The 20,227-nt window shown below is 72.9% G+C and carries 18 protein-coding genes and 1 tRNA gene; 8 read left to right on the forward strand and 11 right to left on the reverse strand.

Going from position 1 to position 20,227, the window contains the following annotated elements; genetic code table 11:
- Positions 1-160 precede the first annotated feature (160 nt).
- The 3 genes from pyk to K933_RS09255 all read right to left on the reverse strand — a co-directional run bounded on the left by pyk (position 161) and on the right by K933_RS09255 (position 3,614).
- Positions 161-1,921, reverse strand: a complete 1,761-nt coding sequence (gene pyk, locus K933_RS09245) for a pyruvate kinase (RefSeq protein ID WP_023394459.1) — start codon at positions 1,919-1,921, stop codon at positions 161-163.
- Between the two features lie 200 nt (positions 1,922-2,121).
- Positions 2,122-2,805 carry a cysteine hydrolase family protein gene (locus tag K933_RS09250; protein WP_023394460.1) on the reverse strand — a complete coding sequence of 228 codons (684 nt, stop codon included), beginning with the start codon at positions 2,803-2,805 and terminating at the stop codon, positions 2,122-2,124.
- The gene (locus K933_RS09255) at positions 2,805-3,614 is read right to left on the reverse strand and encodes a YqcI/YcgG family protein (RefSeq protein WP_023394461.1); all 810 of its coding nucleotides are present in this window, start codon (positions 3,612-3,614) and stop codon (positions 2,805-2,807) included. The genes K933_RS09250 and K933_RS09255 overlap by 1 nt, the downstream gene beginning before the upstream one ends.
- Positions 3,615-3,799: 185 nt before the next feature.
- Here K933_RS09255 and dnaG point away from each other — a divergent pair, with 185 nt between their 5' ends.
- Positions 3,800-5,218, forward strand: a complete 1,419-nt coding sequence (gene dnaG / locus K933_RS09260) for a DNA primase DnaG (protein WP_023394462.1) — start codon at positions 3,800-3,802, stop codon at positions 5,216-5,218.
- A 148-nt stretch (positions 5,219-5,366) separates the two neighbouring features.
- Here the strand turns inward: dnaG and gpmI are convergent, their stop codons facing one another.
- Positions 5,367-6,914, reverse strand: a complete 1,548-nt coding sequence (gene gpmI / locus K933_RS09265; RefSeq protein WP_023394463.1) for a 2,3-bisphosphoglycerate-independent phosphoglycerate mutase — start codon at positions 6,912-6,914, stop codon at positions 5,367-5,369.
- 141 nt (positions 6,915-7,055) lie between these two features.
- Between gpmI and K933_RS09270 the strand changes: the two genes are divergently transcribed.
- The 4 genes from K933_RS09270 to K933_RS09285 all read left to right on the forward strand — a co-directional run bounded on the left by K933_RS09270 (position 7,056) and on the right by K933_RS09285 (position 11,276).
- Positions 7,056-9,287: a hypothetical protein gene (locus tag K933_RS09270; protein ID WP_152529791.1), complete on the forward strand. Its 2,232-nt coding sequence runs from the start codon at positions 7,056-7,058 to the stop codon at positions 9,285-9,287.
- 120 nt (positions 9,288-9,407) lie between these two features.
- A complete protein-coding gene (gene pdxS, locus K933_RS09275; RefSeq protein WP_049947738.1) occupies positions 9,408-10,325 on the forward strand; it encodes a pyridoxal 5'-phosphate synthase lyase subunit PdxS in 918 nt (305 codons plus the stop codon).
- Between the two features lie 73 nt (positions 10,326-10,398).
- Positions 10,399-10,692: a hypothetical protein gene (locus K933_RS09280; protein WP_023394466.1), complete on the forward strand. Its 294-nt coding sequence runs from the start codon at positions 10,399-10,401 to the stop codon at positions 10,690-10,692.
- Positions 10,693-10,775: 83 nt separating this feature from the next.
- Positions 10,776-11,276 carry a thiol-disulfide oxidoreductase DCC family protein gene (locus K933_RS09285; RefSeq protein ID WP_235063438.1) on the forward strand — a complete coding sequence of 167 codons (501 nt, stop codon included), beginning with the start codon at positions 10,776-10,778 and terminating at the stop codon, positions 11,274-11,276.
- A gap of 2 nt (positions 11,277-11,278) precedes the next feature.
- Here K933_RS09285 and K933_RS09290 read toward each other — a convergent pair whose 3' ends face one another.
- From K933_RS09290 to K933_RS19475, 3 genes are all read right to left on the reverse strand, one after another.
- Positions 11,279-12,154 carry a homoserine kinase gene (locus K933_RS09290; RefSeq protein ID WP_023394468.1) on the reverse strand — a complete coding sequence of 292 codons (876 nt, stop codon included), beginning with the start codon at positions 12,152-12,154 and terminating at the stop codon, positions 11,279-11,281.
- Between the two features lie 93 nt (positions 12,155-12,247).
- Entirely contained in the window at positions 12,248-12,493 is a 246-nt protein-coding gene (locus K933_RS09295; protein ID WP_023394469.1) for a hypothetical protein, read from the reverse strand.
- A 30-nt stretch (positions 12,494-12,523) separates the two neighbouring features.
- On the reverse strand, positions 12,524-12,973 hold the full coding sequence (locus K933_RS19475; RefSeq protein ID WP_023394470.1) for a hypothetical protein: 450 nt from the start codon (positions 12,971-12,973) through the stop codon (positions 12,524-12,526).
- 135 nt (positions 12,974-13,108) lie between these two features.
- Between K933_RS19475 and K933_RS09305 the strand changes: the two genes are divergently transcribed.
- Positions 13,109-14,329: a GNAT family N-acetyltransferase gene (locus K933_RS09305; RefSeq protein ID WP_023394471.1), complete on the forward strand. Its 1,221-nt coding sequence runs from the start codon at positions 13,109-13,111 to the stop codon at positions 14,327-14,329.
- Between the two features lie 299 nt (positions 14,330-14,628).
- Here K933_RS09305 and K933_RS09310 read toward each other — a convergent pair whose 3' ends face one another.
- From K933_RS09310 to K933_RS09320, 3 genes are all read right to left on the reverse strand, one after another.
- Positions 14,629-15,411 carry an SDR family NAD(P)-dependent oxidoreductase gene (locus tag K933_RS09310; RefSeq protein WP_023394473.1) on the reverse strand — a complete coding sequence of 261 codons (783 nt, stop codon included), beginning with the start codon at positions 15,409-15,411 and terminating at the stop codon, positions 14,629-14,631.
- Positions 15,412-15,683: 272 nt separating this feature from the next.
- Positions 15,684-15,757: transfer RNA gene (locus K933_RS09315), tRNA-Ile, on the reverse strand.
- Positions 15,758-15,818: 61 nt separating this feature from the next.
- Positions 15,819-16,433, reverse strand: coding sequence for an FxsA family protein (locus K933_RS09320; protein ID WP_023394475.1), 615 nt, complete (start codon positions 16,431-16,433; stop codon positions 15,819-15,821).
- Between the two features lie 156 nt (positions 16,434-16,589).
- Here K933_RS09320 and K933_RS09325 point away from each other — a divergent pair, with 156 nt between their 5' ends.
- Positions 16,590-18,161, forward strand: a complete 1,572-nt coding sequence (locus K933_RS09325) for a DUF255 domain-containing protein (RefSeq protein ID WP_023394476.1) — start codon at positions 16,590-16,592, stop codon at positions 18,159-18,161.
- 211 nt (positions 18,162-18,372) lie between these two features.
- Complete coding sequence (locus K933_RS09330) at positions 18,373-19,176, forward strand: TrmB family transcriptional regulator (protein WP_023394477.1); 804 nt, start codon at positions 18,373-18,375, stop codon at positions 19,174-19,176.
- Between the two features lies 1 nt (position 19,177).
- On the opposite strand, the gene mptA is transcribed toward K933_RS09330, so the two are convergent.
- On the reverse strand, positions 19,178-20,125 hold the full coding sequence (gene mptA, locus K933_RS09335; protein WP_049947739.1) for a GTP cyclohydrolase MptA: 948 nt from the start codon (positions 20,123-20,125) through the stop codon (positions 19,178-19,180).
- Between the last annotated feature and the right edge of the window lie 102 nt (positions 20,126-20,227).

The raw sequence follows: 20,227 nt of genomic DNA on the forward strand, positions 1-20,227 counted from the left end.
CGCGATAAAGGGGTGTCGGGTGACGGTGGTCCCGGACCGTCGCGTCCCCGCCGGGGCGGAGCGTCTCGCGGCCGCCGGGACGTCTGTGGCCGTCGGGGCGTCACGCTGCCGGGCCCCGGGTGCGGGTGATCCGACGGATCGGGTCCTCGTCCCCGGCGCCTCAGTGTTCGCGGGCGGGCGACACCACGTCGCCCTCGTAGACGACGCCGCGTTCGCCGTCGAGCGTCACCGTCGTCCCGTCTCGGAGGTCGTCGGGGAGCGGCGCGCCCGACACCATCGGCACGCCCACCTCGCGGGCGACCAGCGCGGGGTAGCCGGTCATCCCGGCGCGCGCGTCGACGATGCCGCCGATCGACGCGGTGTCGCCGTCGAACTCGCCGTCGAAGTCGGCGGGCAGGTAGACGATGCTGCCCGCGGGCAGGTCGGTGAGGTCGCCGTCGCGCACGCGGTAGACCGGGCCGGCGGCCCGTCCGGCGACCACGCTCCGGCCGGTGGCGACCGTCTCGGCGGCGACGTGGAGTTTGAGCGTGTTGGTCGTGCTCGTCCCCTCCAGTTCGGTCATCATCCCCGAGAGGACGACCAGCGTGTCGCCCGACGACGCGACGCCCGCGTCGAGGGCGGCGGAGACGGCGGAGTCCATCACGCCCTCGATGCCCGGCGAGTAGTCGGTGTACATCGGCCGCACGCCCCACGAGAGCACGAGTTGGCGGCGCACACGGTTGTCGGGCGTCGTCGCGATGACGGGGACGCCCGGGCGGAACTTCGCCGCCTTCCGCGCGGTGTACCCCGACTCGGTGGCGGCGACGACGCTCGCGGCGTCGGTGTCGCGCGCGAGGTAGCGCGCCGACCGCGCGAGCGCCTCCGTCCGCGAGTCGCCGTCGGCGAAGGGGACGCGCTCCTCGCGGGTCTCGTCGTACTCGGTGCTGGTCTCGACCTGCCGGACGATCCGGTCCATCGTCTCGACCACCCGCACGGGGTGGTCGCCGATCGCGGTCTCGCCCGACAGCATCACCGCGTCGGTGCCGTCGAGCACCGCGTTCGCCACGTCCGACGCCTCCGCGCGGGTCGGCCGGCGCGCGTGGACCATCGAGTCGAGCATCTCGGTCGCCGTGATGACGGGCGTCCCGGTGTTGACACACCGACGGATGATCCGCTTTTGGATCATCGGGACGTCCTCCAGCGGGCACTCCACCCCGAGGTCGCCGCGCGCGACCATCACGCCGTACGCCGCCTCGACGATGCCTTCGAGGTTCTCGACGGCGCCCGCGCGTTCGATCTTGGCGACGATCGGGATCTCGCCGGCGCCGCGCTCTTCGAGCGCGTCCGACACCGCGTACACGTCGTCGGCGTCGCGGATGAACGACGCCGCGACGAAGTCGACCCCCTTCTCGGCCGCCAGGTCGAGTTCCCGCTCGTCGCGTTCGGTGATCGTGTCCAGCCCCAGGTCCACCCCGGGGACGTTCACCCCCTTCCGCGAGCCGAGTTCGCCGCCCGACACGACGTGCGCGACCACCGCGCCGTCGTCGGTCACGCGCTCGACGGTCGCCTCGATCCGGCCGTCGTCGAGCAACACCACGTCGCCCGCCTCGGCGGCCGCGATCGGGTAGCTCACCCCCACCTCCTCGGGGGTGGTGGTGTCGCCCTCGACGAACCGCACCTCCGACCCGGTTTCGAGTCGGACCGACTCGTCGGTCTCGGCGGTCCTGACCTCCGGTCCCTGGAGGTCGAGCATCGCCGCCAGCGGTCGGTCGGTCGCGCCGTCGACGGTGCGGATGCGGTCGATGACGTTCCCCCGGTGGTCGGTGTCGCCGTGGCTGGCGTTGAGTCGCGCCACGGCCATCCCCGCGTCCGACAACCCCCGTATCGTCCCCCGGTCGTCGGAGGCGGGCCCCAGCGTACAGACGATCTTCGCGCGTCGCATTCTTGTCGGTGCTTCTCGCTCGGCCGGGATAAAGGTACGACGATGGAGTCGGGTACGAGTGAATCCCGCCCGCTCCGTAGTGGTACGTTGTCACCGGGTCACGTCCGGTCTCGACGGCGGGCCGTCGGGGGGCGCACCTCGCTCGACCCGCCCGGCCCCCTCGCTCGGCCCGTTCGGCTCACTCGCTCGGCCCGTTCGGCTCACTCGGCGTCCGCGGTCCGGGTGCGGGCCGGGTCGGGCGCGCCGAGGCCCGACAGGAGTTCGGTCGTCGTCGCCACCGCCGCGAACTCCCCTTCCAACCCCGCGAGCGCGGTCCGGTGGACCGTCTCGGCGTCGAACGTCTCGCCGCCGTACGCGCGCTCGTGGGTCGCCGTCGCGTCGGCGACGACGGTCGGCGCGAACCCGAGGTTCTCCGCCATCCGGACCGTCGTGGAGACGCAGTGGTCAGTGGTCAGCCCCGCGACCACCAGCCGTTCGTGGCCCGCCTCGCGGAGCCGCGCTTCGAGGTCGGTTCCGACGAACCCCGAGTTGACCGACTTGACGAGTTCGGCCTCGCCGTCGGCGGGTTCGAGACCGTCGGCGAACGCGAACCCCGGCCGGTCGCCCCGGAGCGGCGAGTCCGGCTCCGTCGAGTCGTGTCTGACGTGAAACACGTCGCCGCCGCGCTCGCGCCACGCCGCGAGCAGGCGTCGGGCGTTCGACTCCGCGTTCGGGTTGTTCCGGGTGCCCCACGAGGGGTCGTCGAACCCCGCCTGGAAGTCGACGAGCACGAGCGCCGGAAGTCGGCTCTCGGCGTTCGCGTCGGGTGCCGCGTCGCCGCCCGCGCCGACGCCCGCATCCGCGCCGGTCGCGCGGTCCGCCGCGCCGTCGTCCGCCCCGCCCATCAGTCCGCCCCCGCCTGTCGCGCCGCCTCGGCGTCGGGCGCGGTGACCTCCGGCGTGACGTACAGCGGGCACTCGTCGGGGAACTGCGACTCGTCGCGCGCGAAGAGGTACTGCCGCCACTCCCGGTCGCCCTCGACGCCCCAGTCGCCCAGGTCGTCGTGGGGGGCGACGCCGTCGTACGGTTCGAGCCGCCCCTGGATGGTCTCGCGGGCGGCCCGCCCCGCGTCCGTGTCGTGGGTCAGCCCGTCGAACAGGTCGCGCGGCTGGAACGTGATCTCCAGCCCTACCGGGGAGTAGCGACTCGCCCGGTCCTCGTAGAAGGGGGCGCGGCACGTCGGGAACATCGGCGTCCCGCCGAAGCAGAACTCGAAGTACGGGTCGTCGGGGTCCGTGGGGATGTCGTCGGGCCACGGTTCGGGGTCGTTGACGTGGAGGAACTGGAGGACGTGCCACATCGCCTCGTGCCAGTCCGCCTCCGCGAACTCGTCGTCGGGCGGTGCGAAGAAGACGACGAACGGCGCGCGGTCGGCGTGTTCGCGGTACGCGTCGAGGTACTCCAGCGTCGCGTCCCGCAGGTCGAACAGCGCCTCGGGGTCGGTCAACGACGGCACCGACGTGTACAGCAGGTGGCCGTTCTCGACGGCGTACGTCCCGAAGTGACAGGGGAACGGCGTCCCGTTCCGCTCGCCGGTCAGGCCGTCGACGAACGTCTCGAAGTGGCGCGCCGCCCACCCGGGCGCCTCGCCGGCGTCGACGCGGGCGGCCATCGTCCCGTGGTCGAGAAGCGATCCGGTCCCCGACTCGTTCATGGTCGGGGGGTCGGACCGAGCGAGGATGTGTCTTTCGTCGCGCCCGGTCGAGTCGACGTGCGATCGGTGATCCGCGGCGACGCCGACGGTACGATAGGTATATCCGGGCTGAGGGACTTATATATGGAACGGTGGTACGGTCCACCTTCACCTCATCACCATCACACCCCAAGGAGGGGATCTCAATGGACGACACTGCGAAATATCTCATTCACGCCCGGCTCACCGCGGACGGCGTCGTCGAACGGAGCGACGTCGTCGGCGCGGTGTTCGGACAGACGGAAGGACTGCTCGGCGACGAACTCGACCTCCGCGACCTCCAGCAGAGTTCGAAGATCGGACGGATCGACGTGGGCGTCGACTCCGAGAACGGCCAGAGCTTCGGCCGGATCACGATCGCGTCGAGCCTCGACAAGGTCGAGACGTCGATCCTCGCGGCCAGCCTCGAAGCGATCACCCGCGTCGGCCCCTGTGAGGCCCGCGTCGAGGTGACCGACATCGAGGACATGCGCGCCGCACAGCGCCGCGAGGTGGTCGAGCGCGCGAAGGAACTGCTCTCGACGTCGTTCGACGAGCCGGTCATGGAGTCGACCGGGATCCTCGAGGAGGTGCGCGAGGCCCACCGGGTCGAACGCATCGACGAGTACGACGGGCTGCCCGCGGGTCCGCGGGTCCACGACTCCGACGCCGTCATCGTCGTCGAGGGGCGTGCGGACGTGCTGACGCTGCTCAGGTACGGCATCAAGAACGGCGTCGCGGTCGAGGGGACGAACGTCCCCGACGCGGTGGCGGACCTCACCAGCGAGCGGACGGTCACCGCGTTCCTCGACGGCGACCGGGGCGGTCGGCTCATCCTGCGCGAACTCGCGCAGGTCGGCGACGTCGACTACGTCGCGTTCGCGCCCGAGGGGGAGTCGGTGGAGGACCTCTCCCGTAGCAGCCTGCTCGCGGCGCTCCGCGAGAAGGCGCCGTTCGAGGCGGTCGACGTCGACGGCTCGGCCGCCGGGGCCGACGAGGCGTCGTCCGGGCCGGTCGCCGCCACCGACGGGAGCACGCGTCCCGCCCCCGACGCGGCGGACCCCGCCGGGACCGACGGACCGGAGTCGACGGAGGCGCCCGACTCCCCCGGCTCCTCGGGGTCCTCGGGCTCCGCGGACGCCCCGACGGTCGGGTCGCCCGACCGGTCGGACTCGGCGGAGCCGTCCGCGCCCCCGGAGTCGACCGACCCGGCCGACGACGAGGCGGCCCCCGACGCAGCCGTCGACGCCGAGGCGGAGGGGACCGACGGGGACGGCGAACCCGCCACGCTCCGCGGGCACGTCCGGGCGGTCGTCGAGTCGTCGACGAACCGCGCGCGGGTGCTCGACGCCGACTACGCCGTGCTCGCGGAGGTGCCCGCCGCCGGGGCGTTCGACGCGCTCTCGGCGGCGGAGTACGACGGCTCGCCGGTCGCGCTCGTCGTCGACGGCGAACTCTCCCAGAAACTGCTCGACGTGGCGGCCCAGCGGGGCGTCGAACAGGTCGTCGCCGCCCGCGAGGGGGAGTTCGTCAAACGCCCCACCTCGGTCCGCGTGCTCACGGCCGACCGCATGCTGTCGGCGTGATCGCCACACGGGCTCACGAGCGCGGGTCGGGGTCGGCGCCCTCGGGAAACTGACCGGCGGCTCGGTCCGATAGGTTCGACGGGGTCGACCGGTTCGACGGGGGCGGCCGGATTCTACCGGTTCGACGGGTTCTAGCCGGTCGCTCGCCTCACTCCTCGGCGTCGTCGGCCGCCTCCAAGAGCGGGACGCCGGTCATCGCCTCCGGTCGGTCCACCCCGACCAGTCCGAGGATGGTTGGCGCGATGTCGACCAGCGACCCGCCCGAGCGGACCCGCCGGCCGCCGTCGGTGCCGTCGGGGGCGACGTAGACGAACGGGACGGGCGCGAACGTGTGGGCCGTGTGCGGCTCCGCGGGCGTCCCCATGTCGTCGGCGTTGCCGTGGTCGGCGGTCACGAGCAGGTGCCCGCCCGCCCCCTGTACCGCCTCCGCGAGCCGCGCCAACTGCGTGTCGACCGCCTCGACGGCCGCGACGGCGGCGTCGTAGTCGCCGGTGTGGCCCACCATGTCGGGGTTGGCGTAGTTGAGGACGAGCACGTCGGGGTCGTCCGACTCGATCAGGTCGACCGCGGTGTCGGTCACCTCGGCGGCGCTCATCTCGGGCGTCTCGTCGTACGTCGGCACGTCGGGGCTCTCGACGATGCGCCGCATCTCGCCGTCGAACTCGACCTCGCGGCCGCCGTTGAGGAAGTACGTCACGTGGGCGTACTTCTCCGACTCCGCGACCCGGAGTTGGGTCAGCCCGGCCGCCGACAGCACCTCCCCCAGCGTGTCCTCGGGCTGGTGAGGCTCGAACGCGACGGGCAGGTTGAACGTCGCGTCGTACTCGGTCATCGTCACGAGTTCGACCTCCGGAGCGTGGGTCTCGACGCCCTCGCGCTCCCAGCCGTCCGAGCGGATGTCCGCGAGCATCCGGGTCAACTGGCGCGCGCGGTCCGACCGGAAGTTGAAGAACACCGCGGCGTCGCCGTCTTCGAGCGCGGGACCGCCCGCGACCAGCGTGGGCTCGACGAACTCGTCGGTGTCGCCGCGCTCGTAGCTCGCTTCGACCGCCGCCACGGCCGACCCGGCCTCGTACTCGGCCTCGCGGTTCACGACGGCGTCGTACGCCCGCCTCGTCCGCTCCCAGTTTTGGTCCCTGTCCATCGCGTAGTAGCGGCCCGAGACGGTCGCGACGCCGCCCGTCCCGCGCTCGGCGGCGTGCGCCTCCAACTCGCCGAGGAAGTCGACCCCCGACCGCGGGGCGGTGTCGCGGCCGTCGGTGAACGCGTGGGTGACCGCATCGAGTCCCCGTTCGGCGGCACCGTCGATCAGCGCGTGGAGGTGCCGCTGGTCGGAGTGGACGCCGCCGTCGCTCACCAGGCCGAGGAAGTGGACCCGCCCGCCCGTCTCCTCGGCGTGGTCGAACGCCCGCGCTATCGCCTCGTTGGCCGCGAACGCACCCGACTCGATGGCGTCGTTGATCCGGGTGTACTCCTGGTACACCGTCCGGCCGGCGCCGATGTTGACGTGGCCCACCTCGCTGTTGCCCATCTGGTCGTTCGGCAGCCCCACATCTCGGCCGTAGGCGGTGAGCGTCCCGAACGCTCCGGTCGCCCGGAGGCGGTCGAACGTCGGCGTGTCGGCGGCCTTCACCGCGTCGCGCCGGTCGTGGTCGCCGAGACCCCACCCGTCGAGGATAACGAGTGCCGCTCGCATGTGCGAACCCACCCGGGCCGTCGGCATCACTCCGTCGGTTCCGGCGGCCGCGTGGCCCGCCTCCAGTCACATCGAGTGATAATCGGGGCCGCAGCTATATGCGCGACGGCGGGGACTCTCCGCCAACGCGGGGATCACAGCATGGGAGTGACACGGAGGCAGGCTCTGCTCGGCGGCGTCGGCGCGAGCGTCGCGGCGCTCGGAGCGGGAGCGTTCGTCACGAGCGCCGACGAGCGGCCGCCGACCGGCCAGCCCGACGCGGCGGACGCGAGGCGGCTCGCGGAGGCGTACGCCCCCGACCTCTACTTCGGGGTCGGCGAGCGGTGGTACCCGACCGACCCCCGGCGGTACGCGAGCGAGCGCGGCGGGGAGACGGTCGTCGACGGGTTCGACGCGCTCGACGGCTACACCGCCGAGTTCGAGGCGACCGGCGAGCCGCCGGCGCCGACCGTCTTCTACAACGTCCGGCGCTACCGGGGGACGGAGTTGGCGGTGGTGCAGTTCTGGTTCTACTCGGTGTTCGACCAGTTCACCAGCAACTTCCACTGGCACGACTGGGAACTGCTGCAGGTGTTCGTCGACCTCTCGGCCGACGGCGAGGTGGGCGCGCCGGCGCTGTTCGTCGCGAGCGCGCACTCGCGGTCGGTGCCGAACAACGAGTTCATCAACCCCGAGACGGACCGCGCGAGCGTCATCAGCGAGGTGGGGAGCCACTCGTCGGCGCTCGGGGTCAACCGGACCCGCGACGCGTTCGAACGGCTCCCCGGGGCGGCCGACATCGCGGACGTGAACAACGGACTGCTCGACCTCGTCGACCTGCCGGCGGCGTACGGCCTGCCGCGCGACGAGGGGTTCGCGCTCCCGTTCGCCCTGCCGGAACTCGACGGCGCGCCGATGTACGACCACCCGCGGCTGCCCAACGTCGACCGGGAGGACCTCCTGCCGGACGAACTCACCGTCCGCTCGTTCGCGGGGCTCCCCTCGCCGCCGGTCGACCTGCCGGCGCGTGAACCCGGCCGCCAGTTCGCGTTCGAGGGGGGCGACGGCGCGGGCGACGCCGACCACACGTACGCGCTCGCGCCGATGGCGGACGTGGCGGCCGACCTCGACGACACCACCGGGCCACGCCTCAGCTTCGAGTTCTCCGTCCCCTCGTTCGCCGAGGACGCCATCGCGTCGCACATCACGGCGTCGTCGCTCCCGTTCGACCAGCCCCGCTTTTCGGACCCGCTGGCGGACGTGACCGACCTCGACCACCGGCGGGCGATGGTCGACCGGTTCGGACTCGACGCCGGCGACGGGCCGACCGACCTCGTGGTCGCGGCGGTCCGGGAGGCCCGTCCGGCCGCCGACGCCCCCGAGGGCAACGGCATCGAGACGCGCGAGTCGAGAGCCGAGGGGGTCGCGCTGCTCGAATCGGAGCCGACGGCGGTCCCGACGTTCAACGGCGTCGTCGCGCTCCGGGGGGTGGCCGCTGGCGAACACCGCCTCACGGTCAACGCCGCCGGCGTCGCGCCGTACGCCCAGCGTCTCGACCACGACGGCGCGGGGACGACCACCGCGGGCGCGGACGGCGACGTGGTCGTGAGCGCCAACGAGGACGCGGTGAAGCTCCGGTTCGACGCGAGCGACCCCGAGGCGCCGTCGGTCGCCTCCCTCGCCGTGACCGACGACTTCGGCGGCACGGTGTACGACGGCCGGCCGGCGGACGGCGACCGGGTCGGCGTCTACGTCCACCGGGCGGGCGCGTACACCGCGGAGGTGACCGACGGGGAAGGCCGGACGGGCACCTACCGGGTGAACCCGGCCCCGGACCAGACCACCGCGACGGTCGCGAACGTCGAGACGGGGAAGGCGGCGGCCGCGCGCTTCCTCGCGACGCTGCTGGCGGAGACGTTCGAGCAGGGGCTCGCGCTCGCGCTCGGGGTCGACCTCGACGCCCTACAGCTCCCGGACGACACGGCCGAGAGCGGACGGGAACGCGACGGCGAGGGGGAGGTAGACGGGACCGACACGGCGGACGGCGACGACCAGGCGGTCGACGGCGCGCGCACCACGGTCGACGACCTGGTCGACGGGGCGGCCGCCGGCCGGTTCCCGGCGCGGCTGAAGGAGGAGGGCGTCTACGTCCGCACGCTGGGTCCCGTCGCCGACGCCGTCGAGGCCGCGCGGACCGCCCGCGAGGCGGCCGCGACGGGCGACGCGGCGGCCGCGAACGACGCGCTCCGGGGGGCGCTCGCGGACGTGGCGTCGGCCCGCGAGGCGCTCGCGGCCGCCGGCAGCCAGCCCCGGGCGGCGTTCCGGACGCTCGTCTCGGCGCGGCTGTCGACCGCACGCACGCGCGCCGAGGCGGCCATCGATACCGAACTGTAGCCGCGCGACGCCCGCTCGGACCCGTCGGGCGGGACCGGTCTCCCGGTCGGAGCGCGGCGGGTCCGACGGCCCGACCGCCGGAAGGATACCCGTTAAGTGGACACGGGCGCAAGCGAGGATATGAGCGACAGCGAGAGCGAGACCGACCTCGAGGGACTCAAGCGGGGGACCGACCTGGTGAAGCGGGGGTTCGCCCGGATGCAGAAGGGTGGCGTCATCATGGACGTGGTGACCCGCGAACAGGCCCGCGTCGCAGAGGACGCGGGTGCGGTCGCGGTCATGTCGCTGGAGGCGGTTCCGGCCGACATCCGCAAGCGCGGCGGCGTCGCGCGCATGGCCGACCCCGGGCTACTCGAAGGGATCATCGACGAGGTGTCGATCCCGGTGATGGGCAAGTGCCGGATCGGCCACACCGCCGAAGCCCAGATCCTCGAAGCGACGGGCGCGGACATGATCGACGAGTCGGAGGTGCTCACGACGGCGGACGAGCGCTACCACGTCGACAAACGCGAGTTCACCGCGCCGTTCGTCTGCGGCGCGCGCAACCTCGGCGAGGCGCTCCGCCGGATCGACGAGGGCGCGGCGATGATCCGCACCAAGGGCGAGGCGGGCACGGGCGACGTGAACCAGGCGGTCACCCACCAGCGCGCGATCCAGCGTTCCATCCGGAAGCTGTCGGGGATGAACTACGAGGAGCGCGACGAGTGGGCGCGCGAACACGAGGCGCCGCGCGAGTTGGTCCACGAGACCGCTGAGATGGAGCGGCTCCCCGTCGTGAACTTCGCCGCGGGCGGCATCGCCACGCCCGCCGACGCCGCGCTCATGATGCAGCACGGCTGTGACGGCATCTTCGTCGGCTCGGGCATCTTCGGCGCGGAGGACCCACAGGAGATGGGCGAGGCGATCGTCAGCGCGGTCAACAACTACGACGACCCCGAGACGCTCAAGGAGATAGCCAAGGACATCGGCAAGGGGATGAAGGGCCAGGCGAACGAGACGATGCCCGAAGAGGAGAAGCTCCAGGGCCGCGGCGTCTGAGGTCCACACGGCCGGACGCGACCGCGAGCCTCCGGGGCGTAACCCGTATCCGGGCCGACGACCTCCCGCCGTCGTGAACGCGAAACTCGTCGCCGGGAGCGTCCTCTCGGGGCTGTGTCTGCTCGCCGCCGTCGTGAACGCGTGGGCGCGCCACTTCTTCTTCGCGGCGTTCCACGTCGCGCGCGGCGAGGCGCTGGAGTGGACGGGGAGCTTCGACCCGGGTCGGTACGCCGACCCCGAGACGGTGCGCATCTTCCTCGGCACGCGGCTCCTGCTCTGGCTGCTGTTGGCGGTCGGCCTCGCCCTCCTCGCGTGGGGGATGTACGAGGAGTACGAACGCGAGCGGGCGTCGTCGGGCGGCCTGTAACTCCCCGTGACGCGCCGCCCCGTCGGCGTCCGGCGCCTCCGCACCGCGGTGGGTTGATGGCCGCGGCGGACGTACGGTCGGGCGTGAGCGACCACACCGACGGCGCGAGCGACCCCGACGGCGCCGACGACCCGGCGGACCCGCTCGCGGGCGTGGACCTCGACGACCACCCGGTCCTCCTGTTCGACGGGGTGTGCAACCTGTGTAACGGCGCGGTGCGGTTCGTCGTCCGGTTCGACGACGCCGGGACGTTCCGGTTCGCGCCGCTGCAGTCCGACGTGGGGCAAGCGTTGCTCGACCGGTACGGCCGCTCGCTGTCGGGCGACGCGCTCGACTCGGTGGTGTTGGTCGAGGACGGCGTCGCCTACGAGAAGTCGGACGCCGTACTCCGGGTCGCCCGGCGACTCGACGGCCCGTGGCCGCTGGCGTACCCCCTCACGCTCCTGCCCCGCCGACTCCGCGACGCCGCCTACGACGTCGTCGCGGCCAACCGCTACCGCGTGTTCGGCCGGTCCGACGAGTGTCAGATCCCGCCGCCGGAGCTCCGCGAGCGGTTCGCCGAGCGGTCGCTCGACGGGGTCTGACGCTACAGCAGCGTCGCGCCGTCGCCGACGCCGCCCTGGTAGGCGCGCGCGCCGACGCCGCTCGTCTCGAACGCCTCGACCATCGCGCCGGCGACCGCGCGCCGGCGGTCGGGCGGACAGGTCGCAAGCACCGCGGGACCGGCGCCGCTGACGGTGACGCCCGTCGCGCCCGCATCGGTCGCGGCGTCGTGGACCGCCGCGTACCCCGTGATGAGTTCCGCGCGGGCGGGCGTCACCACGGGGTCGTCCATCCCCGCGCCCACGAGTTCGGGGTCCGACCGGCACATCCCCGCGGTCAGCGTCGCGGCGTTGCCCACCGTCTCGACGTGGTCGTCCATCGACAGCGAGTCGGGCACCGCCCCGCGGGCGTCGCGGGTCGAGACGGCGATCTCCGGCAGACAGACCACGAGCGGCACGTCCGCGCGGATCCGGGTGACGCCCTCGTCGCGGACGACGGTGAACCCGCCGAGTAGCGACGGCGCGACGTTGTCGGCGTGGGCGTCGCCCGAGACGACCGCCTCGCCCTCGGCGGCGACCGGGACGAGTTCCTCGCGGCTGTACCCCCGGTCGTACAGTTCGTTGAGCGCGACCGCCGCGGCGGCGGCCGAGGCGGCCGACGACCCCAGCCCCGACGACGGACGGATCCCCTTGTCGATGTGGAGGTGCGCGGGGGCGTCGAGCGCGTCGACCACCGCGCCGACGGTGTTCTTCTCCGGCTCCTCCGGGATGAACTGCGCGCCCGCGCCGGTCACCTCGATGGTGGTCTCGTCGGCCCGCTCGGCCGTGACCGTGTCGGCCGGTCGGTCGAGCGCGACGCCGAACGTGTCGAACCCGCTCCCCAGGTTCGCACTCGTCGCCGGCGCGCGGGCGGTCACCATGCGGCTCCCCTCCGACTGCGGCCGGCAAAAGGGTGGCGCTCGTCCCGACGCTTGCCCCGCCCGCCTCCGCCGTCCATCGCGTCGGTCACCGCCTCAGTCGGTGACGGTGAACGCGAGGGGACCGACCACGAGCAGGGTGACGCCGAGGAAGAGGTAGTGGACCGGCACGAGCGTCTGCGGGAGCAGGACGAAGAGGACGCCGAACAGGACGGTGTTGAGCGCGAAGATCTTCTTCGAGATCATCAGCGTCGCCACCGTCGTCAGGGCGAACAGCAGCAGGACGGCCTGCCCGACGTTGTAGTTGACCAGGAACGTGTCGATGACCTGGAGCGGGAGCATTCGTACACCGACGTGGCTCCGGGATTCGCATTAACGTTCCGTTCTCCCGGTCGCGTCGCGCTCCGCTCCCGCGGTTCCCGCACCCTCGGCCGTCCCTCCGTCCGTCCCCGCGTCCGCGTCAGTACCCGTATTCGCGTCAGCACCCGCATTCGCGTCCGCGTTCGACTCCGACTCCCCGGCCGCCCCGCCGTCGTCGGCCGCCCCGTACGGACCGTCCACCTCGTCGCTCCCCACGTTCCCGGTCGGGCCCGTGATGTCGAGCGGGCGGATCCAGCCGAGCCAGACGACCAGCACCGTCCCGCCGTATCCGAGGATGAAGACGATCCGCCCGAGTTCGTTGTAGCCGAGCACGCCCAGTTCCCGCCGGACCACACCCGTCCCGGCGACGCCGACGAACAGCACGAGCGCGAGCAGGAGGTTGCCGCGCGTGAACAGGCCGTCGTCCCCGCCGGAGTCGGTCGGCTCGTCGGTCTCGCCCATACGTCCGCTCGGCCGCCCAGCGCCGTCAACCCCTCGGTCCGACCCCGTCGGCCCGCCGCCGCCCGCGCCCGCGACGGGCGTCGCCCCGCCGGACGGACGCGCAACCGTTTTGCCCCCGCTCGCGCCACCCACTGCATGGAGTACCGACCGGTCCCCGACGACCACGAGGAGACGTATCGCGCGGCCCTCTCGTACGCGTTCGCCCCCCAGCGGGGTCCCGACCCGGACCGCGACGCCCCCGACCGCCCGGCCGGCTACGCCCGGCGCGGCCTCTACGACGTCCCGCCGGGGACGCCCGAGGCGGACCTCGACGCGGCCGACCTGGCGGTCGTCTGCGGCTACCACGACTTCTCCGCGCGGATCCGCGGCGGGTTCCGTCCCGTGGGCGGTGTCTCCGCGGTCGCCTCGCCGCCCGAGTTCCGCCGGCGGGGGCTCGTCCGGGAGATGCTCTCGGCGCTCCACGCCGAACTCCGCGACGACGGCGTCGCGTTCGCGGCGCTGTGGCCGTTCGAGTACCCGTTCTACGCGCGACTGGGCTACGCGCGCGCGAACGACTACGCCCGGGTCGACGTCCCACCGAGCGACCTCGGCCCTGCGTGTCCGCCCGCGGCCGGCGAGTTCGTCCGCCTCGCGCCCGACGACTGGGAACGGCTCGACGCGGTCCACGCCGAGGCGGCGACGGAGGCGCTCGCGCTCGACCGCACCGAAGAGTGGTGGCGCACGCGCGTGTTCCAGGGGTGGGAGACCGACCCGTTCGCGTACGGCTGGGAGCGGGAGGACGGCGACCTGCGCGGCTACCTCGTCTACTCCGTCGAGGACGCCGACGACGCCGACGGGCGGCGGCTCTCCGTCTCGGAGTTCGCAGCGGTCGACCGCGAGGCGCGCGGCCACCTGCTCCGCTTCTGTCGCAACCACGACTCGCAGGTGTCGACCGTCCGCCTCCAGGGGCGGGCGGACCTCCGGCTGTTCGACGAACTCGACGACCCGCGGGCGGCCGAGACGAGCGTCCGCCCGGGACCGATGGTCCGACTGGTCGACGTGCCGGCGGCGCTCGACTCGCTCGCGTACCCCGCCGACGCCGAGGGGTCGGTCGTCCTCGACGTCGCGGACGACACCTGCGCGTGGAACGACGGCCGGTTCCGGCTGACCGTCGGCGGCGGGACGGCGGCGTGCGAGCCGACGGACGCCGACCCCGACGTGTCGCTCGGGGTGGGAGCGCTCTCGCGGCTCGCCGTCGGCTCGCACGCCGCCCCGCGGCTGGACGCGCTCGGCGACCTGACGGCCGACGCGCCGGCGCTGGCGACGCTCGCGGCCGCGTTCCCGCCGGAGCCGACGTTCCTCCGCGAGGGGTTCTGACCCGTCGTTATCCCGTCTGAAAACCGGGGCGCAACGTTATTTTACGAGGTCGCCGTCGGGACGAGTGCCACACGACAGTTCGGTGTCGGGCGGGGCGCGCGGCGCCCGGCGTCGACACGAACCGCGGACCCACACTACACCGCGCCGCCCCCCGGTCGGTTCGACCGGGGCCGCGGCCATCTCTCTCCCGTTCTCCACACTCGACGACGTCGGAGCGGCGGCGTCGGACCGAACGCGCGGGACCGACCGCGCTCCGACCGACGACGACGCGAGCGACGCGACCGGCGACTCGCCGCCGCTCAGGCGATACGGCCGCCGCCGTCGACCCACGCCGTCTCGCCGGTGACGTACGAGGCGTCGTCGCTCGCGAGATAGAGGTACGCGCCCGCCAGTTCGTCGGGCGACGCCGCCCGGAGCGGCGGGGTCGGCGTCTCCCCCTCGCCGCTTATCTCGGAGGCCTCCTCCGACCAGCCCTCGCGGATCTCGGTCGCCACCGGACCGGGAGCGACGGCGTTGACGCGGACGCCCTCGGGGGCGAGTTCGAGCGCCGCGCTCCGGGTGATCGCGCGGATCGCACCCTTCGTCGCGGCGTAGTGGGAGTGGTCCCACGACGCGCGCCCCTCGGTGTCCGAGGAGGTGTTGACGACACAGCCGGGTTCCCCCCGGTCGACCATGTCGCGGGCGGCCGCCTGCGTCCCGAAGAACGCCCCGCGGGCGTTGACCGCGTGGACCTCCTCGAACTCCTCGGGCGTCACGTCGAGGAAGCGCCGCTTGGTGTACACGCCCGCGTTGTTCACCATCACGTCGACGCCGCCGTACTCGCGGGCCGCCTCCACGACCGACTCGATTTCGGCGGGGTCGGAGACGTCCGTCTCGGCGAACTCCGCGTCGCCGCCTCCCTCCCGGATGGCCTCGTGGGTGGGGCGGTCCGCGTCGGGGTTCTTCGAGTCGGCGCGCACGTCGGCGTTGATCACCGTCGCGCCCGCCTCGCCGAACGCGAGTGCGACCGCTCGGCCGATGCCGGAACTGCCGCCCGTGACGATCACCGTGTCGTCTCCGAAGTCGGGGTTGAGCGAACCCATAGGTGGACGAGGGGAGCGAGACACGTGAGGGTTGGCGTCCCGGCGCCCCGACGGCAGCGTCGGCCGTGCCGCGAGTAGTGGGACCACCGCGGGGTCGGGACTGTCGGCGGTCGTCGCGTCCGGCGTCGCCGTCGTCGGCGGACTGTACGCGAGGTACCAGTCGGAGCGGTGGACCCAATGAGAGAACGACGAGCCGTCGGCTCGCGGGTGTGAGATACGAGATTGGTTGGCTGGGGAGTTCCCGGCCCCAATCCCCCGCCGAAGCGGAGTAGTGGGCCAACGCGGATTTGAACCGCGGACCTCCCGGTTATCAGCCGAGCGCTCAACCTGACTGAGCTATTGGCCCAGGTGAGCGCATCTCCGAGTTGCGGACGACCCCGGTTAAGCGTTTCCGTTCGGCGTCGCCGTCACGTCCTGCGGTCCTGTGACTCGTTGTCGTCCACCGAGTAGTTCACGTCGACCACGTCGTCGCCCTGCCCGCCCGACCCGGCGGACCCCGCTCCCGACTCGGCGTTCGCGCCGCCGGCGGTGGTGGACGACCCGCCGCTCCCGCCCGCTCCCGGGCCGCCGCTGCCGGCCGCGCCCGGCCCGCCGTCGGGGCCCGGGAAGCCGCCGGTCCACGCGACGCCGCTCGCGAGACCGTCGGTCCGGCGGTCGATGTACGGGACGACGACGTACCGCTTGATCGCCTCGCGGATCGGGTAGCGCGTCGGCGGGATCGCCAGCAGGAACCCCACGGTGTCGGTCACCAGCCCCGGCGTGAGCAGGAACGCACCCGCCGCGACCAACAGCGCCCCGTCGAGCAGTTCGCTCGTCGGCGGCTGGCCGCGCGCGAGTTTCCGTTCGAGTCCGTGGATCGCGTGTCGGCCCTCGGCGCGGACGAGCAACATCCCGACCAGCCCCGTGAGGACGACGAGCGCGATGGTGCTCACCGCGCCGATCTCGCCCGCGACCCACACGAGGAACGCCGCGTCGACCAGCGGGATGGCGAGGAGGGCGACGAGGAGATACCGAGTGCGCATAGTCGGGGTTTTCGAGGACGGCCTATATCCCTTGCGGGCCGAGGGCGCCCGGAACGCCGCGTCGGCGGGGCCGCACCCGGCGCGCCGCCGGCGCTGGAGCCGACGCACGCGACCCGCGAGCGTCGGCTTTACCCCCCCGGACCCCCGACGGCGAGTATGAACGACGAGACGCGCGTCGAGTGGCGCGAGTGGGGTCCCGGCGCGTTCGCCGCGGCCGACCGCTTGGGCGCGCCCGTGCTGCTGTTCTTGACCGCGACGTGGTGTGACGACTGCCACCGGATGGCCGTCGAGACGTTCGGCGAGCCGCGGATCGCGGCCAACGTCTCCGACGGGTTCGTCCCGGTCCGCGTCGACGTCGACCGGCACCCGCGCGTCCGCGAGCGGTACAATATGGGCGGGTTCCCCTCGGTCGTGTTCACCACGCCGTCGGGCGAGATACTCACCGGCGCGACGTACATCGGTCCCGACGGGTTCCGCTCGGTGCTCGACCGGGTGCGCGAGACGTGGGACGCGAAGGGGGAGACCGCGGGCCGGGTCCCGCGCGCGCTCTCGGGCGAGGAGACGCCCGCCGGTCCCGTGGGTCCGTACATCGAGGAACACCTCGCGGGTCAACTCGACGACCAGTGGGACGCCGAGTTCGCCGGCTGGGGCACCGACGCCAAGTTCCCCATGCCCCGGACCGTCGAGTTCGCGCTCAAGCGCGACCGGCACAAGGCGACCGAGACGCTCGGCGCCGTCACCCGCAACCTCGCGGACGACGACGGCGGCCTGTTCCGCTACGCCGGCGCGCGCGACTGGAGCGACCCCCACCGCGAGAAACTGCTGGCGGACAACGCCGCGCTGGTGCGCGCGTTCGCCAACGCCTACCTCTACACGGGCGACGAGTCGTACCGCGAGACGGCCGCCGACGCCGCGGGCTTCCTCCGCGAGGAACTGTGGTCCGGGTTCGCGTTCGGCGGGAGCGTCGGTCCCGACGGCGACCGACGCGACCTCACCGCCTACGCCGGCGAGAACGCGCTCGCGGTCGACGCGCTCCTCACCCTCTACGCGTACACGGACGACGAGGCGGCCCGCGACGCCGCCGAGAGCGCGCTGTCGTACCTCCGCGACGACCTCGTGGACGACGACGGCCGGGTCGTCCGCTACCGCGAGACCGACGAGACGGGCGAGGCGGACCTGCTCGCGGACGCCGCCCGCGTGGTCGCGGCGTTCGCGCGCGCCGGCACGGTGCTCGGCGAGGGGACCGACCGCGCCGCGGCGGTCGCCGACCGCGCGCTCGACCGACTCGGCGACCGGGCGGCGTTCCGCGACGGCCCCGCCGAGGGCCCGGGGCTGCTCGACGAACCGCTGTACCCCATCGACGACACCGTCGAGTTCGCCGACGCGCTCTGTGACCTCGCGGCGCTGACCGGCGAGGAGCGCTACCGCGAACGGGCTCGGGAGGCTGTCGGCGCGTTCGCGGGCGCGACCGAACGGATGGGCGCGCAGGTCGCCGGCTTCGGCGGCGTCGCCGCCCGCCTCACTCGCGACCCCCTCGTCGTCGACGTGGCCGCACCCGCGGGGTCGGAGCTCCACCGCGCGGCGCTCCGGGTCGCCGACCACGAGAAGACCGTCGTCCCCGACTCCGACCGGACGCCCGACGGCACCGCCAGCCTCCGCGGCCGGGAGCTCGACCCCGCGGAGTCGCCCGACGCGCTGATGGCACGCGTCTCCGCAGTCAGCGAGTAGGGCCGCAGCAGGGCCGCGATAGGGCCGTAGCAGGGACACGGTAGAGTCGTGGCAGGGAGACGGTAGGGGTGCGACAGGGAGGCGGTAGAGTCGTGACAGAGAGGCGGTAGGGCGTGACAGGGACACGGTGGGGGCGCGGTGGGCGGTCGAGCGATCCCCGGGACGAATAAACCGCCGGTGCGTTTTTGTCGCCCGCCCCGGACGACCGGGTATGGCCGACCTGCGCGACCTCGGGCTGTCGGAGTACGAAGCCCGCGCGTACCGGGCGCTCTTGGAGACCGGGCCGGCAACCGCCAAGGAGTTGTCCGCCGCGAGCGACGTGCCGATGGGTCGCGTCTACGACGTGCTCAACAGCCTGGAGCGCCACCGACTCGCGCGGAGCCAGGCGGCGAGCCGACCCAAGAAGTACCTCGCGGTCGAACCCGACGCGGCGCTCGACCGCCTGCTCGCCGACCGCAGACGCGAGTTGGAGGAGGAGGCCGAACAGTACGAGCAGGTCGTCGAGGAGCTCTCCGCGGAACTCGAACCGGGCGAACCGGTCGACGAGCAGTTCTGGACCGCCGCGGTCGGCGCCGACGACACCGCCGACCTCCTCCTCGAACGACTGGCGGCCGCCGACGACCGGGTCGTCATGATCGCCGCCACGCCCACCTCCGGGCTCGACATCGGCGCGGTCGGCGAACGCGTCGCCGAGGAGTTGGAGGCGGCGCTCGAACGCGGCGTCTCCGTCTCGCTTCTGCTGTCGGACGACCTCCCGGCGACCCTGCCCGCGAGCGTCGGCGAGCGCTACGCCGACCGGATGGCCGCCCACCCCGAGTTCGAGGTGCGCACGACCCCGCGGCTCCGCGGGACGTTCACGCTGGTCGACGACAACGAGGTGTGCATGGAGGTCCCGAGTCCGGTCGACCCCGACGAGTCGTTCGCGATGATCGACCTGACGGACCCCGACTTCGCGAGCGACGCCCGCGAGACGGTCCGGCGTCGGTGGGAGGAGTCCGAGCCGCTGTCGTTTTAGCCTAGTCGTCGCCGTACGCCCGCTCGCCGTCGAGTTCGCGTCGGAGCCGCCCCATCCGGACGTCGCGTTCGGCGTGGGCGTTGTGCTGGTGGATCGACTCGTCGTTCGACTGCTTCATCCGGACCACCACGTCGTCGTCGAGGTTGCCGAACCGGTCGATCACGTCCTCGGCCATCGTGCGCACGCAGTCCTCGACGAACTTGGCGTTCGTGTGCGCCTCGTACGTCATGTGGTCCTCGTCGGGCCGCTTGGCGTAGTTGTAGATCCGCGCGCTCATCGCGTCGCGGGCGGTGTCGATCACGTCGAGGAGGTCCACCTCGGGCGCGCCGTCGGCGGTGAACGTGAGCGTCGCGTGCCCCCGCTGGGAGTGGCCGGGCTGGGGCACCTCGTCGAGGAACTCGTCTATCGTCCCCCCGTCGACGTCGAGTTCCTCCAGCGTCTCGCGGGCGCGCGACTCCGACATCCCCTGCGAGCAGGGACAGACGGTCATCCCCGTCACCTCGGCGCCGATCTCCTCGCGGGTGCCCTCCTCGGTCGCGGTCGCGCTCGCGATCACCGTCGAGGCGTTCTGCGTCTCGCGTTCGGAGGCGGGCGTCTGCTCGCGGCGCACGAACTCCGCGGTCATCCGTACCTCCGCCATCGAGGTGTAGTCGTGTTTCTCCAGTAGGCGGTCGGCGGCGTCGCCGCAGACGTCCTCGATCCGGTACGCCTCCTCGCGGGTGGCGTCTTCGAGTACCTCGTCGATCACCTCCATGTTCCGGCTCATGTCGATCCCCTTCCGCTCGCCGGGCAGGTCGACGAACACGGAGAAGTCGGCCATGAACACCAGCGGGCGGTCCCCGCCGCGGTCGACCTTCACCAGTTTCTCGACCCCGGTCACCCCGACCTGACTCAGTCCGACCGTCACGTCCGGGCGACTGGCTTGCACGTCCGGCAGCTGGTGACTCATCTCGTGGAAAGTTACACGGCTGGGACCCGATTAGGGCTTTCGAAAGGCGCACCCGCGAGAACCCCCCGATATCTCGCGGTTCGGGCGGCGTCCGCGGCCGTC

It is taken from the genome of Candidatus Halobonum tyrrellensis G22, from assembly GCF_000495475.1.
GTDB lineage: Archaea > Halobacteriota > Halobacteria > Halobacteriales > Haloferacaceae > Halobonum > Halobonum tyrrellense.

Coding starts and splice junctions, on each gene's coding strand:
- pyk (WP_023394459.1), bottom strand. CDS start 1,921: ATGCGACGCGCGAAGATCGTCTGTACGCTGGGGCCCGCCTCCGACGAC.
- K933_RS09250 (WP_023394460.1), bottom strand. CDS start 2,805: ATGGGCGGGGCGGACGACGGCGCGGCGGACCGCGCGACCGGCGCGGAT.
- K933_RS09255 (WP_023394461.1), bottom strand. CDS start 3,614: ATGAACGAGTCGGGGACCGGATCGCTTCTCGACCACGGGACGATGGCC.
- dnaG (WP_023394462.1), top strand. CDS start 3,800: ATGGACGACACTGCGAAATATCTCATTCACGCCCGGCTCACCGCGGAC.
- gpmI (WP_023394463.1), bottom strand. CDS start 6,914: ATGCGAGCGGCACTCGTTATCCTCGACGGGTGGGGTCTCGGCGACCAC.
- K933_RS09270 (WP_152529791.1), top strand. CDS start 7,056: ATGGGAGTGACACGGAGGCAGGCTCTGCTCGGCGGCGTCGGCGCGAGC.
- pdxS (WP_049947738.1), top strand. CDS start 9,408: ATGAGCGACAGCGAGAGCGAGACCGACCTCGAGGGACTCAAGCGGGGG.
- K933_RS09290 (WP_023394468.1), bottom strand. CDS start 12,154: ATGGTGACCGCCCGCGCGCCGGCGACGAGTGCGAACCTGGGGAGCGGG.
- K933_RS09295 (WP_023394469.1), bottom strand. CDS start 12,493: ATGCTCCCGCTCCAGGTCATCGACACGTTCCTGGTCAACTACAACGTC.
- K933_RS19475 (WP_023394470.1), bottom strand. CDS start 12,973: ATGGGCGAGACCGACGAGCCGACCGACTCCGGCGGGGACGACGGCCTG.
- K933_RS09305 (WP_023394471.1), top strand. CDS start 13,109: ATGGAGTACCGACCGGTCCCCGACGACCACGAGGAGACGTATCGCGCG.
- K933_RS09310 (WP_023394473.1), bottom strand. CDS start 15,411: ATGGGTTCGCTCAACCCCGACTTCGGAGACGACACGGTGATCGTCACG.
- K933_RS09320 (WP_023394475.1), bottom strand. CDS start 16,433: ATGCGCACTCGGTATCTCCTCGTCGCCCTCCTCGCCATCCCGCTGGTC.
- K933_RS09325 (WP_023394476.1), top strand. CDS start 16,590: ATGAACGACGAGACGCGCGTCGAGTGGCGCGAGTGGGGTCCCGGCGCG.
- K933_RS09330 (WP_023394477.1), top strand. CDS start 18,373: ATGGCCGACCTGCGCGACCTCGGGCTGTCGGAGTACGAAGCCCGCGCG.
- mptA (WP_049947739.1), bottom strand. CDS start 20,125: ATGAGTCACCAGCTGCCGGACGTGCAAGCCAGTCGCCCGGACGTGACG.